The organism is Sulfitobacter sp. 1A15106, from assembly GCF_043556995.1.
GTDB lineage: Bacteria > Pseudomonadota > Alphaproteobacteria > Rhodobacterales > Rhodobacteraceae > Sulfitobacter > Sulfitobacter faviae.
Genome location: NZ_JBIFFM010000006.1, coordinates 208,960 through 224,869, shown reverse-complemented (window position 1 = coordinate 224,869; position 15,910 = coordinate 208,960). Strand labels below are relative to the sequence as shown.

13 protein-coding genes are annotated in these 15,910 nt (G+C 64.5%); all 13 read left to right on the top strand.

Going from position 1 to position 15,910, the window contains the following annotated elements; translation table 11 throughout:
* The first annotated feature begins 19 nt into the window (after positions 1-19).
* The 13 genes from ACGYKA_RS11620 to ccoS all read left to right on the top strand — a co-directional run bounded on the left by ACGYKA_RS11620 (position 20) and on the right by ccoS (position 15,889).
* Positions 20-823 carry a taurine ABC transporter ATP-binding protein gene (locus tag ACGYKA_RS11620; RefSeq protein ID WP_394409260.1) on the top strand — a complete coding sequence of 268 codons (804 nt, stop codon included), beginning with the start codon at positions 20-22 and terminating at the stop codon, positions 821-823.
* Entirely contained in the window at positions 823-2,088 is a 1,266-nt protein-coding gene (locus ACGYKA_RS11615; protein WP_394409263.1) for an ABC transporter permease, read from the top strand. The genes ACGYKA_RS11620 and ACGYKA_RS11615 overlap by 1 nt, the downstream gene beginning before the upstream one ends.
* 88 nt (positions 2,089-2,176) lie before the next feature.
* Positions 2,177-2,764, top strand: a complete 588-nt coding sequence (locus ACGYKA_RS11610; RefSeq protein ID WP_394409266.1) for a helix-turn-helix domain-containing protein — start codon at positions 2,177-2,179, stop codon at positions 2,762-2,764.
* Positions 2,765-2,853: 89 nt separating this feature from the next.
* Positions 2,854-5,316 (top strand): FAD-dependent oxidoreductase, encoded by a 2,463-nt coding sequence (locus ACGYKA_RS11605; protein WP_271687303.1) that lies wholly within the window; start codon positions 2,854-2,856, stop codon positions 5,314-5,316.
* Between the two features lies 1 nt (position 5,317).
* Positions 5,318-7,765 (top strand): FAD-dependent oxidoreductase, encoded by a 2,448-nt coding sequence (locus tag ACGYKA_RS11600; RefSeq protein ID WP_394409269.1) that lies wholly within the window; start codon positions 5,318-5,320, stop codon positions 7,763-7,765.
* Positions 7,766-7,883: 118 nt separating this feature from the next.
* On the top strand, positions 7,884-9,494 hold the full coding sequence (gene ccoN, locus ACGYKA_RS11595; protein WP_394409272.1) for a cytochrome-c oxidase, cbb3-type subunit I: 1,611 nt from the start codon (positions 7,884-7,886) through the stop codon (positions 9,492-9,494).
* A gap of 5 nt (positions 9,495-9,499) precedes the next feature.
* Positions 9,500-10,336 (top strand): cytochrome-c oxidase, cbb3-type subunit II, encoded by an 837-nt coding sequence (gene ccoO / locus ACGYKA_RS11590; protein WP_394438781.1) that lies wholly within the window; start codon positions 9,500-9,502, stop codon positions 10,334-10,336.
* A gap of 10 nt (positions 10,337-10,346) precedes the next feature.
* Positions 10,347-10,535 (top strand): cbb3-type cytochrome c oxidase subunit 3, encoded by a 189-nt coding sequence (locus ACGYKA_RS11585; protein WP_136720504.1) that lies wholly within the window; start codon positions 10,347-10,349, stop codon positions 10,533-10,535.
* Entirely contained in the window at positions 10,532-11,434 is a 903-nt protein-coding gene (ccoP, locus tag ACGYKA_RS11580; RefSeq protein WP_394409275.1) for a cytochrome-c oxidase, cbb3-type subunit III, read from the top strand. Before ACGYKA_RS11585 ends, ccoP begins: the two co-directional genes overlap by 4 nt.
* 96 nt (positions 11,435-11,530) lie before the next feature.
* Positions 11,531-13,120, top strand: a complete 1,590-nt coding sequence (ccoG, locus tag ACGYKA_RS11575; protein WP_394409278.1) for a cytochrome c oxidase accessory protein CcoG — start codon at positions 11,531-11,533, stop codon at positions 13,118-13,120.
* Positions 13,117-13,590: a FixH family protein gene (locus ACGYKA_RS11570; RefSeq protein ID WP_394409281.1), complete on the top strand. Its 474-nt coding sequence runs from the start codon at positions 13,117-13,119 to the stop codon at positions 13,588-13,590. Before ccoG ends, ACGYKA_RS11570 begins: the two co-directional genes overlap by 4 nt.
* Complete coding sequence (locus tag ACGYKA_RS11565) at positions 13,587-15,707, top strand: heavy metal translocating P-type ATPase (RefSeq protein ID WP_394409283.1); 2,121 nt, start codon at positions 13,587-13,589, stop codon at positions 15,705-15,707. Before ACGYKA_RS11570 ends, ACGYKA_RS11565 begins: the two co-directional genes overlap by 4 nt.
* Positions 15,704-15,889, top strand: coding sequence for a cbb3-type cytochrome oxidase assembly protein CcoS (gene ccoS / locus ACGYKA_RS11560; RefSeq protein ID WP_394409286.1), 186 nt, complete (start codon positions 15,704-15,706; stop codon positions 15,887-15,889). The genes ACGYKA_RS11565 and ccoS overlap by 4 nt, the downstream gene beginning before the upstream one ends.
* Positions 15,890-15,910: the final 21 nt, after the last annotated feature.

Genomic DNA, 15,910 nt, shown 5'->3' with positions numbered 1-15,910 from the left:
GAATAAGCAGCGGGGCGGCATGTCGGGATTGAAAATCGAAAACCTGTCGATGCGGTTTGATCTGCCCAATGGCAGTCATGTGCAGGCGCTTGAGGACGTATCGCTTGACCTTGCGGAGGGGGAATTGATGTCGGTCCTTGGCCCCTCGGGCTGTGGCAAGACGACGTTGCTCAATATCGTGGCGGGTTTCCTTGCCCCGAGTTCGGGCGAGATCGTGATGAACGGCCATCGTGTCACGGGGCCGGATGCCGAGCGTGGCATGGTCTTTCAACAGGGCGCGCTCTTTGAGTGGATGTCGGTGCGTGAAAACGTGAGCTTTGGTCCGCGCATGAAAGGGCAGAGCGAAAAGCAATACGGGGCCGAGGTTGACCATCTGCTTGATATCGTCGGGCTGGGCGATTTCAAGGAAAAGGCGATCTATGAGCTCTCGGGCGGGATGCAGCAGCGGGTGGCGCTGGCGCGCTGTCTGGCGAATGACCCCGATGTGATCTTGATGGACGAACCCTTGGGCGCGCTGGATGCGCTGACCCGCGAAAAGATGCAAAGCCTCGTGCTGAAACTGTGGAAAGAGACAGGCAAGACCATCATCTTGATCACCCATTCCGTCGAAGAGGCGCTGCTGCTCGGCGAGCGGCTTTTGGTCATGGCGCCGCGCCCGGGGCGCATTCACCGCGAATACCGTCTGCCCTTTGCCGATCTGGGCGTGGGGCAAGACCTGCGTGAGGTCAAGAAACACCCGGAATTCGCCGAAAGGCGCGAGGAAATCCTCGGCATGATCTGGGACATGGAGGAAGAGATCATGGGCCGGACGGAGGAGGCATGATGTTGATCCTGCTTATTTATATCGTCATCTTCGCGCTTTCCTTTTTCCTTGTCCGTTTGGTGGTCGATCAGACAGCCAGCGGCTTTGCGGCGCGTAAAACGGTAACCTTTGGCGACGAAAGCGCGGTGACGTCGAACCGCACCGCCAGCGTAATTTCGATCCTGACGATCTTCTTGCTGTGGGGCGCGTTCACCGGCTCGTCCCTGCTGCCCCGATTTTTACATGCGCCCGGCCCGTTCGAGGGGCTGGCTGAGCTGACCTATACTGCTGAGGCCGATGACGGCTCCCGCGATGATGGTACGATCACGGTGCTGGTGCATCCGGTGGGCGAAGACGCCGAGACGCCGCAGCTCGATCCCGGCGAAGGCTGGGCCAAGAATGACGCTTTCACCATCGGCGCTTGGCGCTCGGGGCTGTTGCGTGTTGATAAGAATGACGAGAAGGGCCGCGATCTCGGGCACCGGGTTGTTGCCGTGAACGGGCAGAAGATCGCGCCCGGTGGCGAGGTGCAGACCGAGTTTGGCCGTGTGGGCATGTCGCCCAAGGGCACGCTGAATTTCGAGCCCGCCAAGGGCTGGCAGATGGAACCGATCTGGCTGCCGCCCCCCGAAGCCGTGGTCTCCCGCCTTGCTGAAATCTCAAGCCAAGGCTACCGCGACAGCACCCTGTGGGAGCATCTGGGCTATTCGCTGTTTCGCGTGGTGGTGGGGTTCGCTCTTGGGGCGCTGGTGGGCATTCCGCTGGGCTATGCCATGGGGCTGTCGGGCTGGTTTCGGGGTTGGTTCGATCCGATTGTCGAATTCATGCGCCCGGTGCCGCCGCTCGCGCTGATCCCGCTGGTGATCATCTGGGCGGGGATCGGGGAGGTGGGCAAGATCATCCTGCTGTTCCTCGCGGCGCTGTGGATCATGGCCATCGCGGCGCGTTCGGGCGTGTCGGGGGTGAATATCACCAAGGTCCATGCGGCTTATTCGCTGGGCGCCTCCAAGGCGCAGATCATGCGCCATGTCATCGTGCCAAACTCGCTGCCCGAGATTTTCACCGGCGCGCGGGTGGCGATGGGGGTCTGTTGGGGCACGGTGGTCGCCGCCGAACTGGTCGCGGCAGAGAAGGGGGCGGGGATGATGATCATGGTCGCCTCCAAATTCCAGCTGACCGACATCGTGCTTATGGGGATCATCCTGATCGGCATCATCGGGTTCGGTATCGACATGCTGATGCGCAAGGCTGAGCGGTTGCTGGTGCCTTGGAAAGGGCGGTCTTAACCCCGCCCGTCACCCTTCGTTTTCAAGGAGAAACACTTGCCAGACGCCGAATTCCGCGCCACAGTGAAAAAATGGAGAGAATTTTCACATGACCCGAGCGAAGTCGTACGGGGCCGGGGGCACGGGCCCACGCTCACTCGGTGCGGATTTGCGCGCGATCCGCAAGGGGCGGAAACTGACGCTTGCGGATATGGCCGAGGCGTTGGACCGTTCGGTTGGCTGGGTCAGTCAGGTCGAACGCGATATCTCGACCCCCTCCATCGCCGATCTGCGGCGCATGGCCGAGATTTTGGACGTGCCGATTTCCCTGCTTTTCGGCGAGGCGACAGTGACCTCCGAAGAGCGCGGCTATGTCGTGCGGGCCGGGGCGCGGCGGGCCATGGGCAGTGCCGCCAACGGGCTGACGGAAGAACTGCTTTCGCCCGATCTGACCGACAGTTTCGAAGTGATCCATTCGACCTTTGCGGCCTATTCGGGGCTGGAAGCGCCGGTGAAGCGGGAGACGCAAGAGGTCGGCTTCGTCATCTCGGGCCGGTTGAACCTCACGATTGCCGACCGCCGCTTTACCGTTGGCCCCGGCGACAGCTTTCGCATTCGCGGCGAATATTACACTTGGGACAACCCGCACGACACGCCCGCCGTGGTGGTCTGGGTGATCTCTCCGCCGGTTTACTGAACCGGGTTTTCATCAATTTAAAAGAACTGCAACTGACCGGGGGCGCCTCTGGCAGGCCCTTTGTGAGTGCATGGCGATAGGAGGTGCATGTGGCTGATTTTCCGACAACGGCACGGGTGGTGATCATCGGCGGCGGCGTGGTTGGGGTCTCGACCCTCTATCACCTCGCCCGCGCGGGGTGGACCGATTGCGTTCTGCTGGAAAAGAACGAACTCACCGCAGGCTCCACTTGGCATGCGGCGGGCAACTGTCCGAATTTCTCGAACTCATGGGCGGTGATGAACATGCAGCGCTACGGGCTTGAGATGTACCGCGGTTTGGGTGAGGCGGTGGGCTATCCGATCAATTATCATGTCACCGGCGCGCTGCGGCTCGCGCATAGTCGGGAGCGGATGCAGGAGTTTGAACATGTCGCCTCCATGGCCCGCGCGCAGGGGCTGGGGATGGAGATGTGCACCCCCGCCGAATTGAAGGAACACAACCCTTTCATAGAGTTGCACGACCTAGCTGGCGGGCTGTGGGATCCCTTGGATGGGGACATCGACCCGGCGCAGCTGACCCAAGCCCTTGCCAAAGGCGCGCGAGAGGCAGGGGGGCAAATTCACCGCTTTACCCCCGCCACCGGCATAGATCGCGATGGGGGCGAATGGATCGTCCATACCGAAAAGGGCGATATCCGCTGCGAGAAGGTGGTCAACGCTGCCGGCTATTACGCGCAGCGGGTCGGCGAATGGTTCCGCCCCCATGGGGGCCGCCGCGTGCCTGCGGTGGTGATGAGCCATCAGTATTTCCTGACCGAAGACATCCCCGAACTCGCCGCTTGGACCGCCGAGAAGGGCCATAAGATGCCGATGGTCCGCGATGTGGACAGCTCCTATTACTTGCGGCAGGACAAGAACGGTCTGAACCTTGGCCCCTATGAGCGCAACTGCAAAGCGCATTGGATCACCCCCGAGGATCCGATGCCCGAAGATTTCAGCTTTCAGCTCTACCCCGACGATCTGGACCGGTTGGAATGGTATATCGAAGACGCGATGGGGCGGATGCCGCTCTTGGGCCAAAGCGGCGTCGGACGGGTCATCAACGGGCCGATCCCCTATGCGCCCGATGGCCTGCCGATGCTCGGCCCGATGCCGGGCGTCCCGAACGCCTTTGAGGCGCATAGTTTTACCTTCGGGATCGCGCAGGGGGGCGGTGCGGGCAAAGTGATGGCCGAATGGATCACGCAAGGCGAAACGGAGTGGGACATGTGGGATGTCGACCCGCGCCGCTACACCGCCTATGCCGATCACGACTTTACCCTCGCCAAGGCGCTTGAGACCTATGGCCATGAATATGCGATGCATTTCCCGCATTACGCATGGCCCGCCGGGCGCGACAAGAAGCTGTCGCCGCTGCACGACCGGCTGTGCGACGCGGGCGGTCAGATGGGGGCCTACAACGGGTGGGAGCGGGCGAATTGGTTTGCCAAACCCGGTGATGACACCGCCGAGGCCGCGACCCAGACATGGGACCGGGATGGCCCGTGGGCGGCGCGGGTTCGTGAGGAGGTCGCGGCGGTGCGCGACCATGTGGGCGTGCTCGATCTGCCGGGGTTCTCGCGTTTCGCGCTTGCGGGGCCGAGGGCCGCGGAATGGCTGCGGGGGCGGATCGCGGGCGCGCTTCCCAAGGTCGGGCGGATGACGCTGGGCTATTTCCCCGACAGCCGGGGCCGGGTGCTGACCGAGATGTCGATCCTGCGCCATGCAGAGGATGACTTCACCCTGATCACCGCCGCTCCCGCGCAATGGCATGACTATGAATTGCTGCGCGACGCGTTGCCCCAAGACGGGGCGATCAGCCTGACGGATCGAACCGATGCCGTCTCGACCCTGATCCTATGCGGCCCGAAATCCCGCGCCCTGCTGGCGCCGCTGGCCCCGGAGGCCGATCTGGCGCTGCCGTGGCTCAGCCATCAAGAGGCGTCGGTAAAGGGCAAGCCAGCGCTGCTCGCCCGGGTCTGTTTCGCGGGCGAGTTGGGCTGGGAAATCCACGCGGCCCCCGAAGACATGCCGGCGATCTATGATGCGGTCATCGCGGGCGGGGCCACGCCCTTTGGGATGTTCGCGCTCAATTCCATGCGGCTGGAAAAAGGCTACCGGACGTGGAAGGGCGATCTGTCGCAGGAGTATACCTTGCTGGAGGCCGGGTTGGACCGTTTCCTGCGTCTCGACAAGCCGGAGGCATTTCCAGGAAAGGAGGCGCTGATCGCCGAACGGGACGCAGGGCCGCAGCGCCGCTTCGTGACGTTGGTGGTCGGAGGTAACCCGCAAGATGCGCCGCCGATGGCCACGCTGCGCCTGAACGGAGATGCCGTGGGTGAGGTGACCAGCGGCGGCTATGGCTACCGGGTTGATGCCTCCATCGCGCTCGGCGTCGTGCGGGCCGAGGCTGCCGTGCCGGGTACCGAACTTACGGTCGAAATCTATGGTCAGAGCTACCGTGCCACGGTGCAGCCCGACACCCCGCTTTGGGACCGCGAAAACGCACGCATCCGCGCGCAGGAGGTTTGAGATGGGACAGCTGCCTTCCAAGGCCCGCGCGGTGATCATCGGCGGTGGCGTGATCGGCTGTTCGGTCGCCTATCATCTGACGAAACTGGGCTGGACCGATGTGGTTCTGCTGGAGCGCAAACAACTGACCTCGGGCACCACATGGCACGCGGCGGGGCTGATCGCGCAGTTGCGGGCGACGCAGAACATGACGCGGCTGGCGAAATACTCGCAAGAACTCTACGGTGCGTTGGAGGGGGAAACCGGGGTCGCCACCGGGTTCAAGCGCGTGGGCTCGATCACCGCCGCCCTGACGCTTGCGCGGCGCGAGGAGATCCTGCGGCAGGCCGCCATGGCCCGCGCTTTTGGCGTCGAGGTCGAAGAGATCACCCCTGAAGAGGTCCGCGCGAAATACCCCCATGTGAAGACCGAGGGCATGACCGGCGCGGTCTATTTGCCGAAAGACGGGCAGGGCGATCCGGCCAATATCGCGCTGGCCTTGGCCAAGGGCGCCCGGGCGCGTGGCGCGGTGGTGGCCGAGCGGGTCAAGGCGACGGGGGTCACCCGCGCGGGGCGTCGGATCACGGCGGTGGACTGGGCCGGGGAGGATGGCAGCACGGGCCGGATCGAGGCCGAACATGTCATCAATTGCGCGGGCATGTGGGGGCAGGACGTGGGCCGGATGCTGGGCTGCAACGTGCCGCTGCAAGCCTGTGAGCATTTCTATATCGTCACCGAGGCCGTGCCGGGCTTGCGCGAATTGCCGGTGCTGCGCATCCCCGATGAATACGCCTATTACAAAGAGGATGCGGGGAAGATCCTGCTCGGCGCCTTCGAACCCGTGGCCAAACCTTGGGCGCTGGACGGCATCCCCGAGAGTTTCGAGTTCGATCAATTGCCCGATGATTTCGACCATTTCGAGCCGATCCTCGAGATGGCGGTCAAGCGGCTGCCGCTGCTCGCGGAGGCGGGGATCCATACCTTTTTCAACGGCCCCGAAAGTTTCACCCCCGACGATGCCTATCACCTCGGTCAAGCGCCCGAGATGGACAATGTCTGGGTCGCCGCAGGGTTCAACTCCATCGGCATCCAATCGGCAGGCGGGGCGGGCATGGCGCTGGCGCAGTGGATGGAGGAAGGGCAGAGGCCCTTTGATCTGGGTGACGTGGACATTGCGCGGATGCAGCCCTTTCAGGGCAACAAGACCTATCTGGCGGAACGGTCGACCGAAACGCTGGGGCTGCTCTATGCCGATCACTTCCCCTACCGCCAAAAGGCCACCGCGCGGGGCATCCGGCGCAGCCCGCTCCATGCGCATCTGCTGGAGCATGGCGCGGTCATGGGCGAATTCGCAGGCTGGGAACGGGCCAATTGGTTCGCTGATCCCGGGCAGCCGCGCGAATATCGCTATGCTTGGGGCCGGCAGAATTGGTTCGACAATCAAGCCGCCGAACATGCCGCCATCCGCGCGGGCGTGGGGCTTTACGATATGTCGTCTTTCGGCAAAATCCGCGTCGAGGGGCCAGAGGCCGAAGCTTTCATGAACCACGTCTGCGGCGCGCAGATGGCGGTGCCGGTGGGCAAGATCGTCTACACTCAGTTCCTCAACCCTCGCGGCGGGATCGAGGCGGATGTCACCGTAACCCGGCTGAGCGAGACCGCCTATCTTGTCGTCACTCCGGCAGCGACGCGGCTGGCGGATGAGACATGGCTGCGCCGCCATGCTGGCGACCGGATGGTGGTGATCACCGATGTGACGGCGGGTGAGGCGGTGCTCGCGATTATGGGGCCGAAGGCGCGGGACGTGTTGCAGGCGGTCTCCCCCAATGACTTCTCGAATGAGACGCACCCCTTTGGCATGGCGCGCGAAATCGAGATCGGCATGGGCCTCGCCCGGGCGCATCGGGTGTCCTATGTGGGCGAGTTGGGCTGGGAGCTTTACGTCAGCGCCGAGATGGCGGGCCATGTGTTTGAGGTGCTGATCGAGGCGGGCGCGGCCTTTGGCCTGAAGCTTTGCGGCCTGCACGCGATGGACAGTTGCCGGATTGAAAAGGGCTTTCGCCACTTCGGCCATGACATAACCTGCGAGGATCATGTGCTGGAGGCGGGCTTGGGCTTTGCGGTGAAGACCGACAAGCCCGATTTCATTGGCCGCGACGCGGTGCTGCGCAAAAAGGAGGAGGGGCTGAAGCTGCGGATCCTGCAATTCCGCCTGACAGACCCCGAGCCATTGCTCTACCACGCCGAACCGATCCTGCGGGAGGGGGCGATCGTGGGCTATCTCACCTCCGGCAACTATGGCCATCACTTGGGCGGAGCAGTCGGGCTGGGCTATGTGCCCTGCGCGGGCGAAAGCCCCGCCGATCTGCTGGCCTCGACCTATGAGATCGACGTGGCAGGCCGCCGGATCAAGGCCGAGGCCAGTCTGAAACCGATGTATGACCCCAGCGGGGCGCGGGCCAAGAGCTAGGCCGTCGCCTTAAGAAAAACGATCCCTTCGCAGGCTTATCCGCCCGGTTTTGACATAGATCAAAGCGGCGGTTTGGGGCCCATGCGATCCGTCTCCCAAAGATGAAGGGATTCGGAATATGTTCGATACGCTCAAGTTGATCGTGCTTGCGCTTATAGTGTTCTTTGCAGCACTCGGGGCGGATTGGGCGCGCGATCCGGCTTATATGGTTCACGCCCTGCTGGTCATGTTGGTGGCCGCAGGGTTGTTTTTCTGGCAATTGCGCCGGATGCCTGTTGACGGCGCGGTGCCTGTCGCAGCTGTGGCGCCGCAGGGCTATATGGATGGCCCCATTCGCTATGGCGTCATCGCCACCGCCTTTTGGGGCGTGGTGGGGTTTTTGGTCGGCACCTTCATCGCCTTCCAACTGGCCTTTCCCGCGCTGAACATCGACTGGGCGCAGCCCTATGGCAACTTTGGCCGCCTGCGTCCGCTGCACACCAGCGCGGTGATCTTCGCCTTTGGCGGCAACGCGCTGATCGCCACGTCTTTCTACATCGTGCAGCGCACCTCTTCGGCACGGCTCTGGGGTGGGAACGCGGCTTGGTTCGTCTTTTGGGGCTATCAGCTTTTCATCGTTCTGGCGGCCACGGGCTATCTGCTGGGCGCGACCCAATCCAAGGAATATGCCGAGCCGGAATGGTACGTGGACATCTGGCTCACCATCGTCTGGCTGGTCTACCTCGCCGTCTTCTTCGGCACGATCCTGAAGCGGCGCGAGCGGCATATCTATGTCGCCAACTGGTTCTTTCTGGCCTTCATCATCACCGTCGCCATGCTGCATGTGGTCAATAACCTCGCCATTCCGGTGTCGATCTGGGGCTCGAAGTCGGTGCAGGTCTTCGCGGGCGTGCAGGATGCGATGACGCAGTGGTGGTACGGCCACAACGCCGTGGGCTTTTTCCTGACCGCCGGGTTCCTGGGTATGATGTATTACTTCGTGCCGAAACAGGCGGGCCGCCCGGTCTATAGTTACAAACTGTCCATCATCCACTTCTGGGCGCTGATCTTCCTCTACATCTGGGCCGGTCCGCACCATCTGCACTACACTGCCTTGCCCGATTGGGCGGCGACGCTGGGGATGGTGTTTTCGATCATCCTGTGGATGCCCTCATGGGGTGGCATGATCAACGGGCTGATGACGCTCGAAGGCGCGTGGGACAAGATCCGCACCGATCCGATCATCCGCATGTTCGTGGCCTCGCTCGCCTTCTACGGCATGTCGACCTTTGAGGGGCCGATGATGTCGATCCGCGCGGTGAACAGCCTCAGCCACTACACCGACTGGACCATCGGCCATGTGCATTCCGGCGCGCTTGGCTGGAACGGGCTGATCACATTCGGCGCGCTCTACTTCCTGACCCCGCGGCTCTGGGGCCGGGCGCAGATGCATTCGCTGTCGGCGATCAACCTGCATTTCTGGCTCGCGACCCTCGGGATCGTGCTCTACGCCGCGTCGATGTGGGTCTCGGGCATCATGGAGGGGCTGATGTGGCGCGAGGTCGACGCCAATGGCTTCCTCGTCAACAGCTTTGCCGACACCGTCGAAGCGAAATTCCTGATGTATGTGGTCCGTGGTCTGGGCGGGGTGCTCTACCTCGCGGGGGGTGCGGTGATGGTCTGGAACATGTGGATGACCATCCGCGCCCCGCAGGCCCGCCCCGTCACCGTCGCCCTGCCAGCGGAGTAAGATCAATGGCCAAGAACCCCCACAGCCCCAACTATGACCCCGCTGACGACCCGAAGGTGGTCACCGCCAGCGGAGGCTTGAAGACGGGCAAAATCCCCAACGAGCTGCCGCCCGAGACGGAGGCGATCACTTTTCACCAGCGGTTTGAACGCAATGCGACGCTACTGCTGATCGCCTCGCTCGGGGTGGTGAGCATCGGTGGGATCGTCGAAATCGCGCCGCTCTTTTGGCTGGAGAATACGATCGAAGAGGTCGAGGGCATGCGCCCCTATTCGCCGCTGGAACTGGCCGGGCGCGAGATCTATGTGCGCGAGGGCTGCTATGTCTGCCACAGCCAGATGATCCGCCCGATGCGCGATGAGACGGAGCGTTACGGCCATTACAGCCTTGCCGCCGAATCCATGTACGACCATCCGTTTCAATGGGGCTCCAAACGCACCGGGCCGGATTTGGCACGCGTGGGCGGGCGCTATTCGGACGAGTGGCATGTCGATCACCTGATGGACCCGCAATCGGTGGTGCCGGAAAGCGTCATGCCGAAATACGCTTTCCTGATGGAGGCCAAGCTTGAGCCTGAGGATGTGACCGATCTGGTGGCCACCCACCGCACGGTCGGCGTGCCCTATAGCGATGAGATGATCGCGAATGTCCGTGGCGATTTCCGGGTGCAGGTCGACCCTTTCGGCGATTACGACGAGCTGCTGGACCGCTACCCCGGCGCGCAGGTGCGCAACTTCGACGGCCAGCCTGGGGTGAGCGAGATGGATGCCCTGATCGCCTATTTGCAAATGCTCGGAACGCTGGTCGATTTCTCGACCTTCGTGCCTGATGCCAGCCGCTGAGGAGCCCGCAATGGACACCTATTCTTTCCTGCGTGAACTGGCGGATAGCTGGGCGCTGTTGATCCTGACGCTGATCTTTCTGGGCGTCATTGCTTGGGCCTTTCGCCCCGGCTCGCGCGCCCTGCACGACGATGCCGCCGCCGTCCCGTTTCGCAACGACGACCCCGATCAAGCCCGCAACGACGGAGCCCGCACATGACCGATAAACCCAAGATCGACCCCGCCACCGGGACCGAGACCACAGGCCACAGTTGGGACGGGATCGAAGAGCTGAACACGCCGCTGCCGCGCTGGTGGCTCTGGACCTTCTATGCCACCGTCGTCTGGGGCGTGATCTATACCATTCTCTATCCCGCCTGGCCGATGGTCTCAGGCGCGACGGCGGGGCTGCTGGGCTATTCCACCCGGGGCGAGGTCGCTGCCGAGATTGCGCGTGTGGACCTGTCGAATGCCGATCTGACCGAAAGCCTCGTCACCGTCGATCTGGGGGTGCTCAAGGACAACGAAGAGCTGCACCGTTTCGCGACACAGGCCGGGCGCTCGGTCTTTGCGGCAAATTGCTCGCAATGCCACGGCGCGGGGGCAGGGGGTGTGGTGGCCTCGGGCTATCCCAACCTTCTGGATGACGATTGGCTCTGGGGCGGCACGATGGAGGAGATCGCCTATACCGTGCGCCACGGCATCCGCAACGAGGATGACCCCGACGCGCGTTTCTCGGAGATGCCGCCGTTCGATTGGATGGAGGAGGCCGAGCTCGACGCCACCGTGCATTTCGTGCGCAGCCTTTCGGGGCTTGAGCATGACGCGGGCGCGGCGCAGGCGGGGGCAGAGGTCTATGTCGACAACTGTAGCGCCTGCCATGGGGAGCGTGGCCTTGGTGACCGTGAGTTGGGCGCGCCGAACCTTGCCGATGCGATCTGGCTGCGCGGCGGCAGCCATGAGGCGATCCTGCGGCAGCTCAAAGCGCCGCGTATGGGGGTGATGCCGCCGTGGCAGGCCCGTCTGGGCGAGGCCGAAGTGCGTGCCGTGACCGCCTATGTCCACGGACTGGGCGGCGGCGAGGCTGCAGTCGATGCCGAGGGTGCCGCTGCCGACTAAACCGGTACGACAAATAATCTGCGGATTGATGCAGATCAAAGCGGCCTGCGCCCTAGGGGTGTAGGCCGCAAGACGTAACACCGGAGCCTACTGCCCATGTCCAACGCCGCCCCCCCGCTTTTCGCCGCCCGCGAGCCGATCTTTCCCCGCCGGGTCAGTGGGTTCTTTCGTCGGTTAAAATGGGTGATCCTGATCCTCACGCTGGGGGTCTATTACATCACCCCCTGGATCCGCTGGGACCGGGGGCCGAACCTGCCGGACCAAGCGGTTCTGGTCGATCTCGCAAACCGGCGCTTCCATTTCTTCTGGATCGAGATTTGGCCGCATGAATTCTACTTCGTGGCCGGGCTGCTGATCATGGCGGGGTTGGGGCTGTTCCTGTTTACCTCCGCTCTGGGGCGGGTCTGGTGTGGCTATGCCTGCCCGCAGACCGTCTGGTCTGACCTCTTCATGACCGTGGAGCGTTGGATCGAGGGCGACCGCAACGCGCGCATCCGTCTGCACAACGCACCCTGGAGCCTGCGCAAGGCACGGCTGCGGGGGGCGAAATGGGTGGTCTGGCTGTTGATCGCGGTGGCGACGGGCGGGGCTTGGGTCTTTTACTTTGCCGATGCGCCCAGTCTGGCGCGCGACCTCGTGACCCTGCAAGCCGCCCCCGTGGCCTATGCCACCATCGGCGTGCTGACGGCCACGACCTTCATCTTTGGCGGTTTCATGCGCGAACAGGTCTGCATCTACATGTGCCCTTGGCCCCGCATCCAAGGCGCGATGATGGACCCCGGCACGCTGACCGTCGGCTACCGCAAATGGCGGGGCGAGCCGCGCGGCAAGGGCGGGGTGAAGCGCCAGAAAGCGGCGGCAGAGGCGATCGGCAGCGGCGATGCGGTGGCCCGCTATGGTGCGGCGCTCGACAAAAACACCGCGGGCGACCGCCAGTCGCGGGACGGCGAGGTTTTGGGCGATTGCATTGATTGCAACGCCTGTGTCGCGGTTTGCCCGATGGGGATCGACATCCGCGAAGGCCAGCAGATGGAATGTATCACCTGCGCGCTCTGTATCGATGCCTGCGACGATGTGATGGCCAAGATTGGCCGCCCGCGCGGGCTGATCGACTATCTCGCGCTGGATGATGAGCCGCCCACCGCGCCCAAGGAAAGCGCCGCCGTGGCGGGCCTTGCCGAGGCGCCCGCGGGCGATGTCGCCGGGGCCACTGCGCCGCCCTGGCAGCCCAAGCCGCTTTGGCAGCATGTCTTCCGCCCGCGTACCTTAATCTATACCGCCGCTTGGGCCGCCATCGGTGTGGCGCTTGTCGTGGCGCTCTTCATCCGGCCCGAGATCGACATGACCGTGGCGCCGGTGCGCAATCCGACCTTCGTCACCCTCTCGGACGGGTCGATCCGCAACGCCTATGACATCCGTCTGCGCAACAAACATGGGGAGGCACGGGATTTCCGGCTGTCTCTCGCCGGAGACCGTGGCTTGGACCTCAGCGTCGAGGGGGCGGCGGGTTCGGTGGTCTCCGTGCCCGCCGACACCACCCGCCTGCAACGGGTCTATGTCATCGCCCCGCCGCAGAATGACGCCGCCATCGCGCCGCGCAGCGATCTGCGGTTCTGGGTCGAAGACGTCCGCTCGGGCGAGCGGGCCTTTGGTGACACGATTTTCAATGGAAAGGACAGCCAATGACCGCAGCGCAATTGCAACGGGGGCGCCCCCTGACAGGCTGGCATGTGCTGGCGATCTTCGTGGGCGGGTTTTCGATCATCATCGCGGTGAACCTCGCGCTCGCTTTCAATGCGGTGCGCACCTTCCCGGGCAAGGAAACCGAATCGAGCTACGTCGCCTCGCAGAATTTCGACAGCGACCGCGCGGCGCAGGAAGCGCTCGGCTGGGCGGTGCAGACCGAGTTGACGGGGGAGACGCTCCGCTTGGCGGTGCAGGATGCCAATGGCGTGGTGCAGCCCGAGATCATCGCGGCGACATTGGGCCGGGCGACCACCGTGGCGGATGACATGACGCCCGACTTCGCCTGGGCTCGCCGCGCGTGGGTTGCGCCGGTCACCGCAGGCCCCGGCAACTGGAACCTGCGGGTCGAGATGCGCGCCGCGGATGGCACGCTCTTTCGCCGCCGCATTCCCTTGCAGGTGACACGATGACCGTCGCCGCCTGTCCCGGCTGTGTCGCAGGCACCCCCACGGCTGAGGCCGCGGCGCAGCGCATCGCGGAGAACGACAAGGCCATCCATCTTGCCCTGCCGCAGATCCGCTGCGCGGCCTGTATTGCGGGGGTCGAGGGGGTTTTGGCCCACTTGCCCTCGGTCAAAGCCGCGCGGGTCAACCTTGGGGCCAAACGGGTGCGGATCGTGCTGAGCCCCGGCTATGACGCCAGCGCCGCGCTTCAGGCGTTGAACGACGCGGGCTTCGAGGCACATGAGCTGGACGCGACCGCCCTGCGGCCTGCGGGGGATGACACGGGCCGCCGTCTGCTGGCCCGCGCCGCCGTGGCGGGCTTTGCCATGATGAATGTGATGGCAGTCTCCGTCGCGGTCTGGTCCGGGGCGGGCGATATCACACGCGAGATGTTTCATTGGGTCTCCGCCACCATCGCGCTGCCCGCCTTGGCCTTTTCCGCGGTGCCGTTCTTTGCCTCTGCCGCTGTCGCCCTGCGGGCTGGGCGGATGAATATGGATGTGCCGATTGCGCTGGCGATCCTGCTGGCGGCGGCGACCTCGCTTTATGAGACTTTCGCCGCCACCGGGGCGCATACTTGGTTCGATGCGGCGCTTTCGCTGACCTTTTTCCTGCTGGTGGGCCGCTATCTTGAGCATCGCGCGCGGGCCACAGCACGTTCCGCCGCGGCGGAGTTAACGGCGCTGGAGCTGCCCCGCGCGACGCGCCTGACCGCCACGAGGCGTGAGACGGTGGACGTCAGCGCCCTGATGCCCGATGACCGCATCGCCCTTGCCGCCGGGGCGCGCGCGCCGGTGGATGGCATCGCCTTGGGCGCGGTGATGGTGGACCGCTCCGCCCTGACCGGAGAGGCCGACCCCGTCGCGGTGGCGGCGGGCGGGCCGATCTGCGCGGGCGAGGTAATCCTTGGCACGCCGCTGACCCTAAGGGTCACCCGCCGGGCCGAGGACAGCACCCTGCGCCGCCTTGCGGCTTTGGTCGAGGTCGCCGAGACCGGCAAACACCGTTACAGCGGGATCGCGGACCGCGCGGCGCGGCTTTACGCGCCGGTTGTGCATGGGCTGGCGGCGCTGGCTTTCGTGGTCTGGTGGGCACTGACGGGGGACCTTTATCACGCGATTGCCGTGGCCACGGCGACGCTGATCATCACATGCCCCTGCGCGTTGGCGCTGGCCATTCCGGCGGTAACGGCGGCGATGACCGGGCGTTTGTTCCGCGCGGGCGTGCTGCTGAAATCCCCCACGGCGTTGGAGCGTTTGGCCGAGATCGACACGGTTCTCTTCGACAAGACCGGCACGTTGACCGAAGGCGTTGCGCGGCTGTCTGCGCTTGATGCAGAGGTGGCATCGGTCGCGCTTGCCCTCGCGCAGGCGTCTGACCACCCCGCCTCGCGCGCCTTGGCGGCGGCGTTGCAGGGGCAGATGCCCGCCGATCTGCGCGACCTGCAAGAGGTGCCGGGCGAGGGCGTCTGCGGTCTATGGCACGGGGCGCGGGTCTCTTTGCGTCGTGGGCTGGAGGGGCCGGAACTGCATCTGCCTGATCGCCGTATTCCTTTGCCCCTGTCCGAAACACCCCGCGCCGGGGCAGCGGAAGTTGTCAGCGCCCTGCGCGGGCGTGGGATGGCGGTGGCGATGGTCACCGGCGATACCGCGCAGCGTGCAGAAGCGTTGGCCGAAACCCTCGGGATCGCCAAGGTTCATGCCGCCGTTCGGCCCGAGGACAAGGCCGGTCTGGTCCGCGACATGGCCGCGCGGGGCAAGCGGGTGCTCATGGTGGGCGACGGGCTGAATGACACGGCGGCGCTTGCCGGGGCGCATGCCTCTCTCGCGCCCGCCACGGCGCTGGATGCCGCGCGGGTCGCCTCAGACGGGGTAATGCTGGGCGGTGATCTCTCGGCGGTCGCCGATACCCTGCGGCTGGCCCGTCGGGCGCGCAGCCGCATTCGCCAGAACCTCGGGCTGGCCGCCGCCTATAACGCGGTCGCGATCCCGGTGGCGGTCATGGGCTTCGCCACCCCGCTGATGGCGGCGGCGGTGATGTCTTCCTCATCCATCCTCGTGGTTTTGAATGCGGTGCGCCGATGAATATCCTGATTGTTCTCATCCCCGTCTCCGTCTGTCTTGGCGCAGCGGGGCTTGCGGCCTGTCTCTGGACGCTGCGCAACGGGCAATACGATGACCTTGAAGGAGACGCGGCGCGGATTTTGCTGGAGAATGGGGTGCCTGATGGGGACACCCACCAGCGAGATACCGAAAAGGCGACCTAAAAACGCAAAACGCGGGCCGAG

Excerpts from the sequence above, each read along its gene's own strand:
- ACGYKA_RS11620 (WP_394409260.1), top strand. The coding sequence starts at position 20 with ATGTCGGGATTGAAAATCGAAAACCTGTCGATGCGGTTTGATCTGCCC.
- ACGYKA_RS11615 (WP_394409263.1), top strand. The coding sequence starts at position 823 with ATGTTGATCCTGCTTATTTATATCGTCATCTTCGCGCTTTCCTTTTTC.
- ACGYKA_RS11610 (WP_394409266.1), top strand. The coding sequence starts at position 2,177 with ATGACCCGAGCGAAGTCGTACGGGGCCGGGGGCACGGGCCCACGCTCA.
- ACGYKA_RS11600 (WP_394409269.1), top strand. The coding sequence starts at position 5,318 with ATGGGACAGCTGCCTTCCAAGGCCCGCGCGGTGATCATCGGCGGTGGC.
- ccoN (WP_394409272.1), top strand. The coding sequence starts at position 7,884 with ATGTTCGATACGCTCAAGTTGATCGTGCTTGCGCTTATAGTGTTCTTT.
- ccoO (WP_394438781.1), top strand. The coding sequence starts at position 9,500 with ATGGCCAAGAACCCCCACAGCCCCAACTATGACCCCGCTGACGACCCG.
- ACGYKA_RS11585 (WP_136720504.1), top strand. The coding sequence starts at position 10,347 with ATGGACACCTATTCTTTCCTGCGTGAACTGGCGGATAGCTGGGCGCTG.
- ccoP (WP_394409275.1), top strand. The coding sequence starts at position 10,532 with ATGACCGATAAACCCAAGATCGACCCCGCCACCGGGACCGAGACCACA.
- ccoG (WP_394409278.1), top strand. The coding sequence starts at position 11,531 with ATGTCCAACGCCGCCCCCCCGCTTTTCGCCGCCCGCGAGCCGATCTTT.
- ACGYKA_RS11570 (WP_394409281.1), top strand. The coding sequence starts at position 13,117 with ATGACCGCAGCGCAATTGCAACGGGGGCGCCCCCTGACAGGCTGGCAT.
- ACGYKA_RS11565 (WP_394409283.1), top strand. The coding sequence starts at position 13,587 with ATGACCGTCGCCGCCTGTCCCGGCTGTGTCGCAGGCACCCCCACGGCT.
- ccoS (WP_394409286.1), top strand. The coding sequence starts at position 15,704 with ATGAATATCCTGATTGTTCTCATCCCCGTCTCCGTCTGTCTTGGCGCA.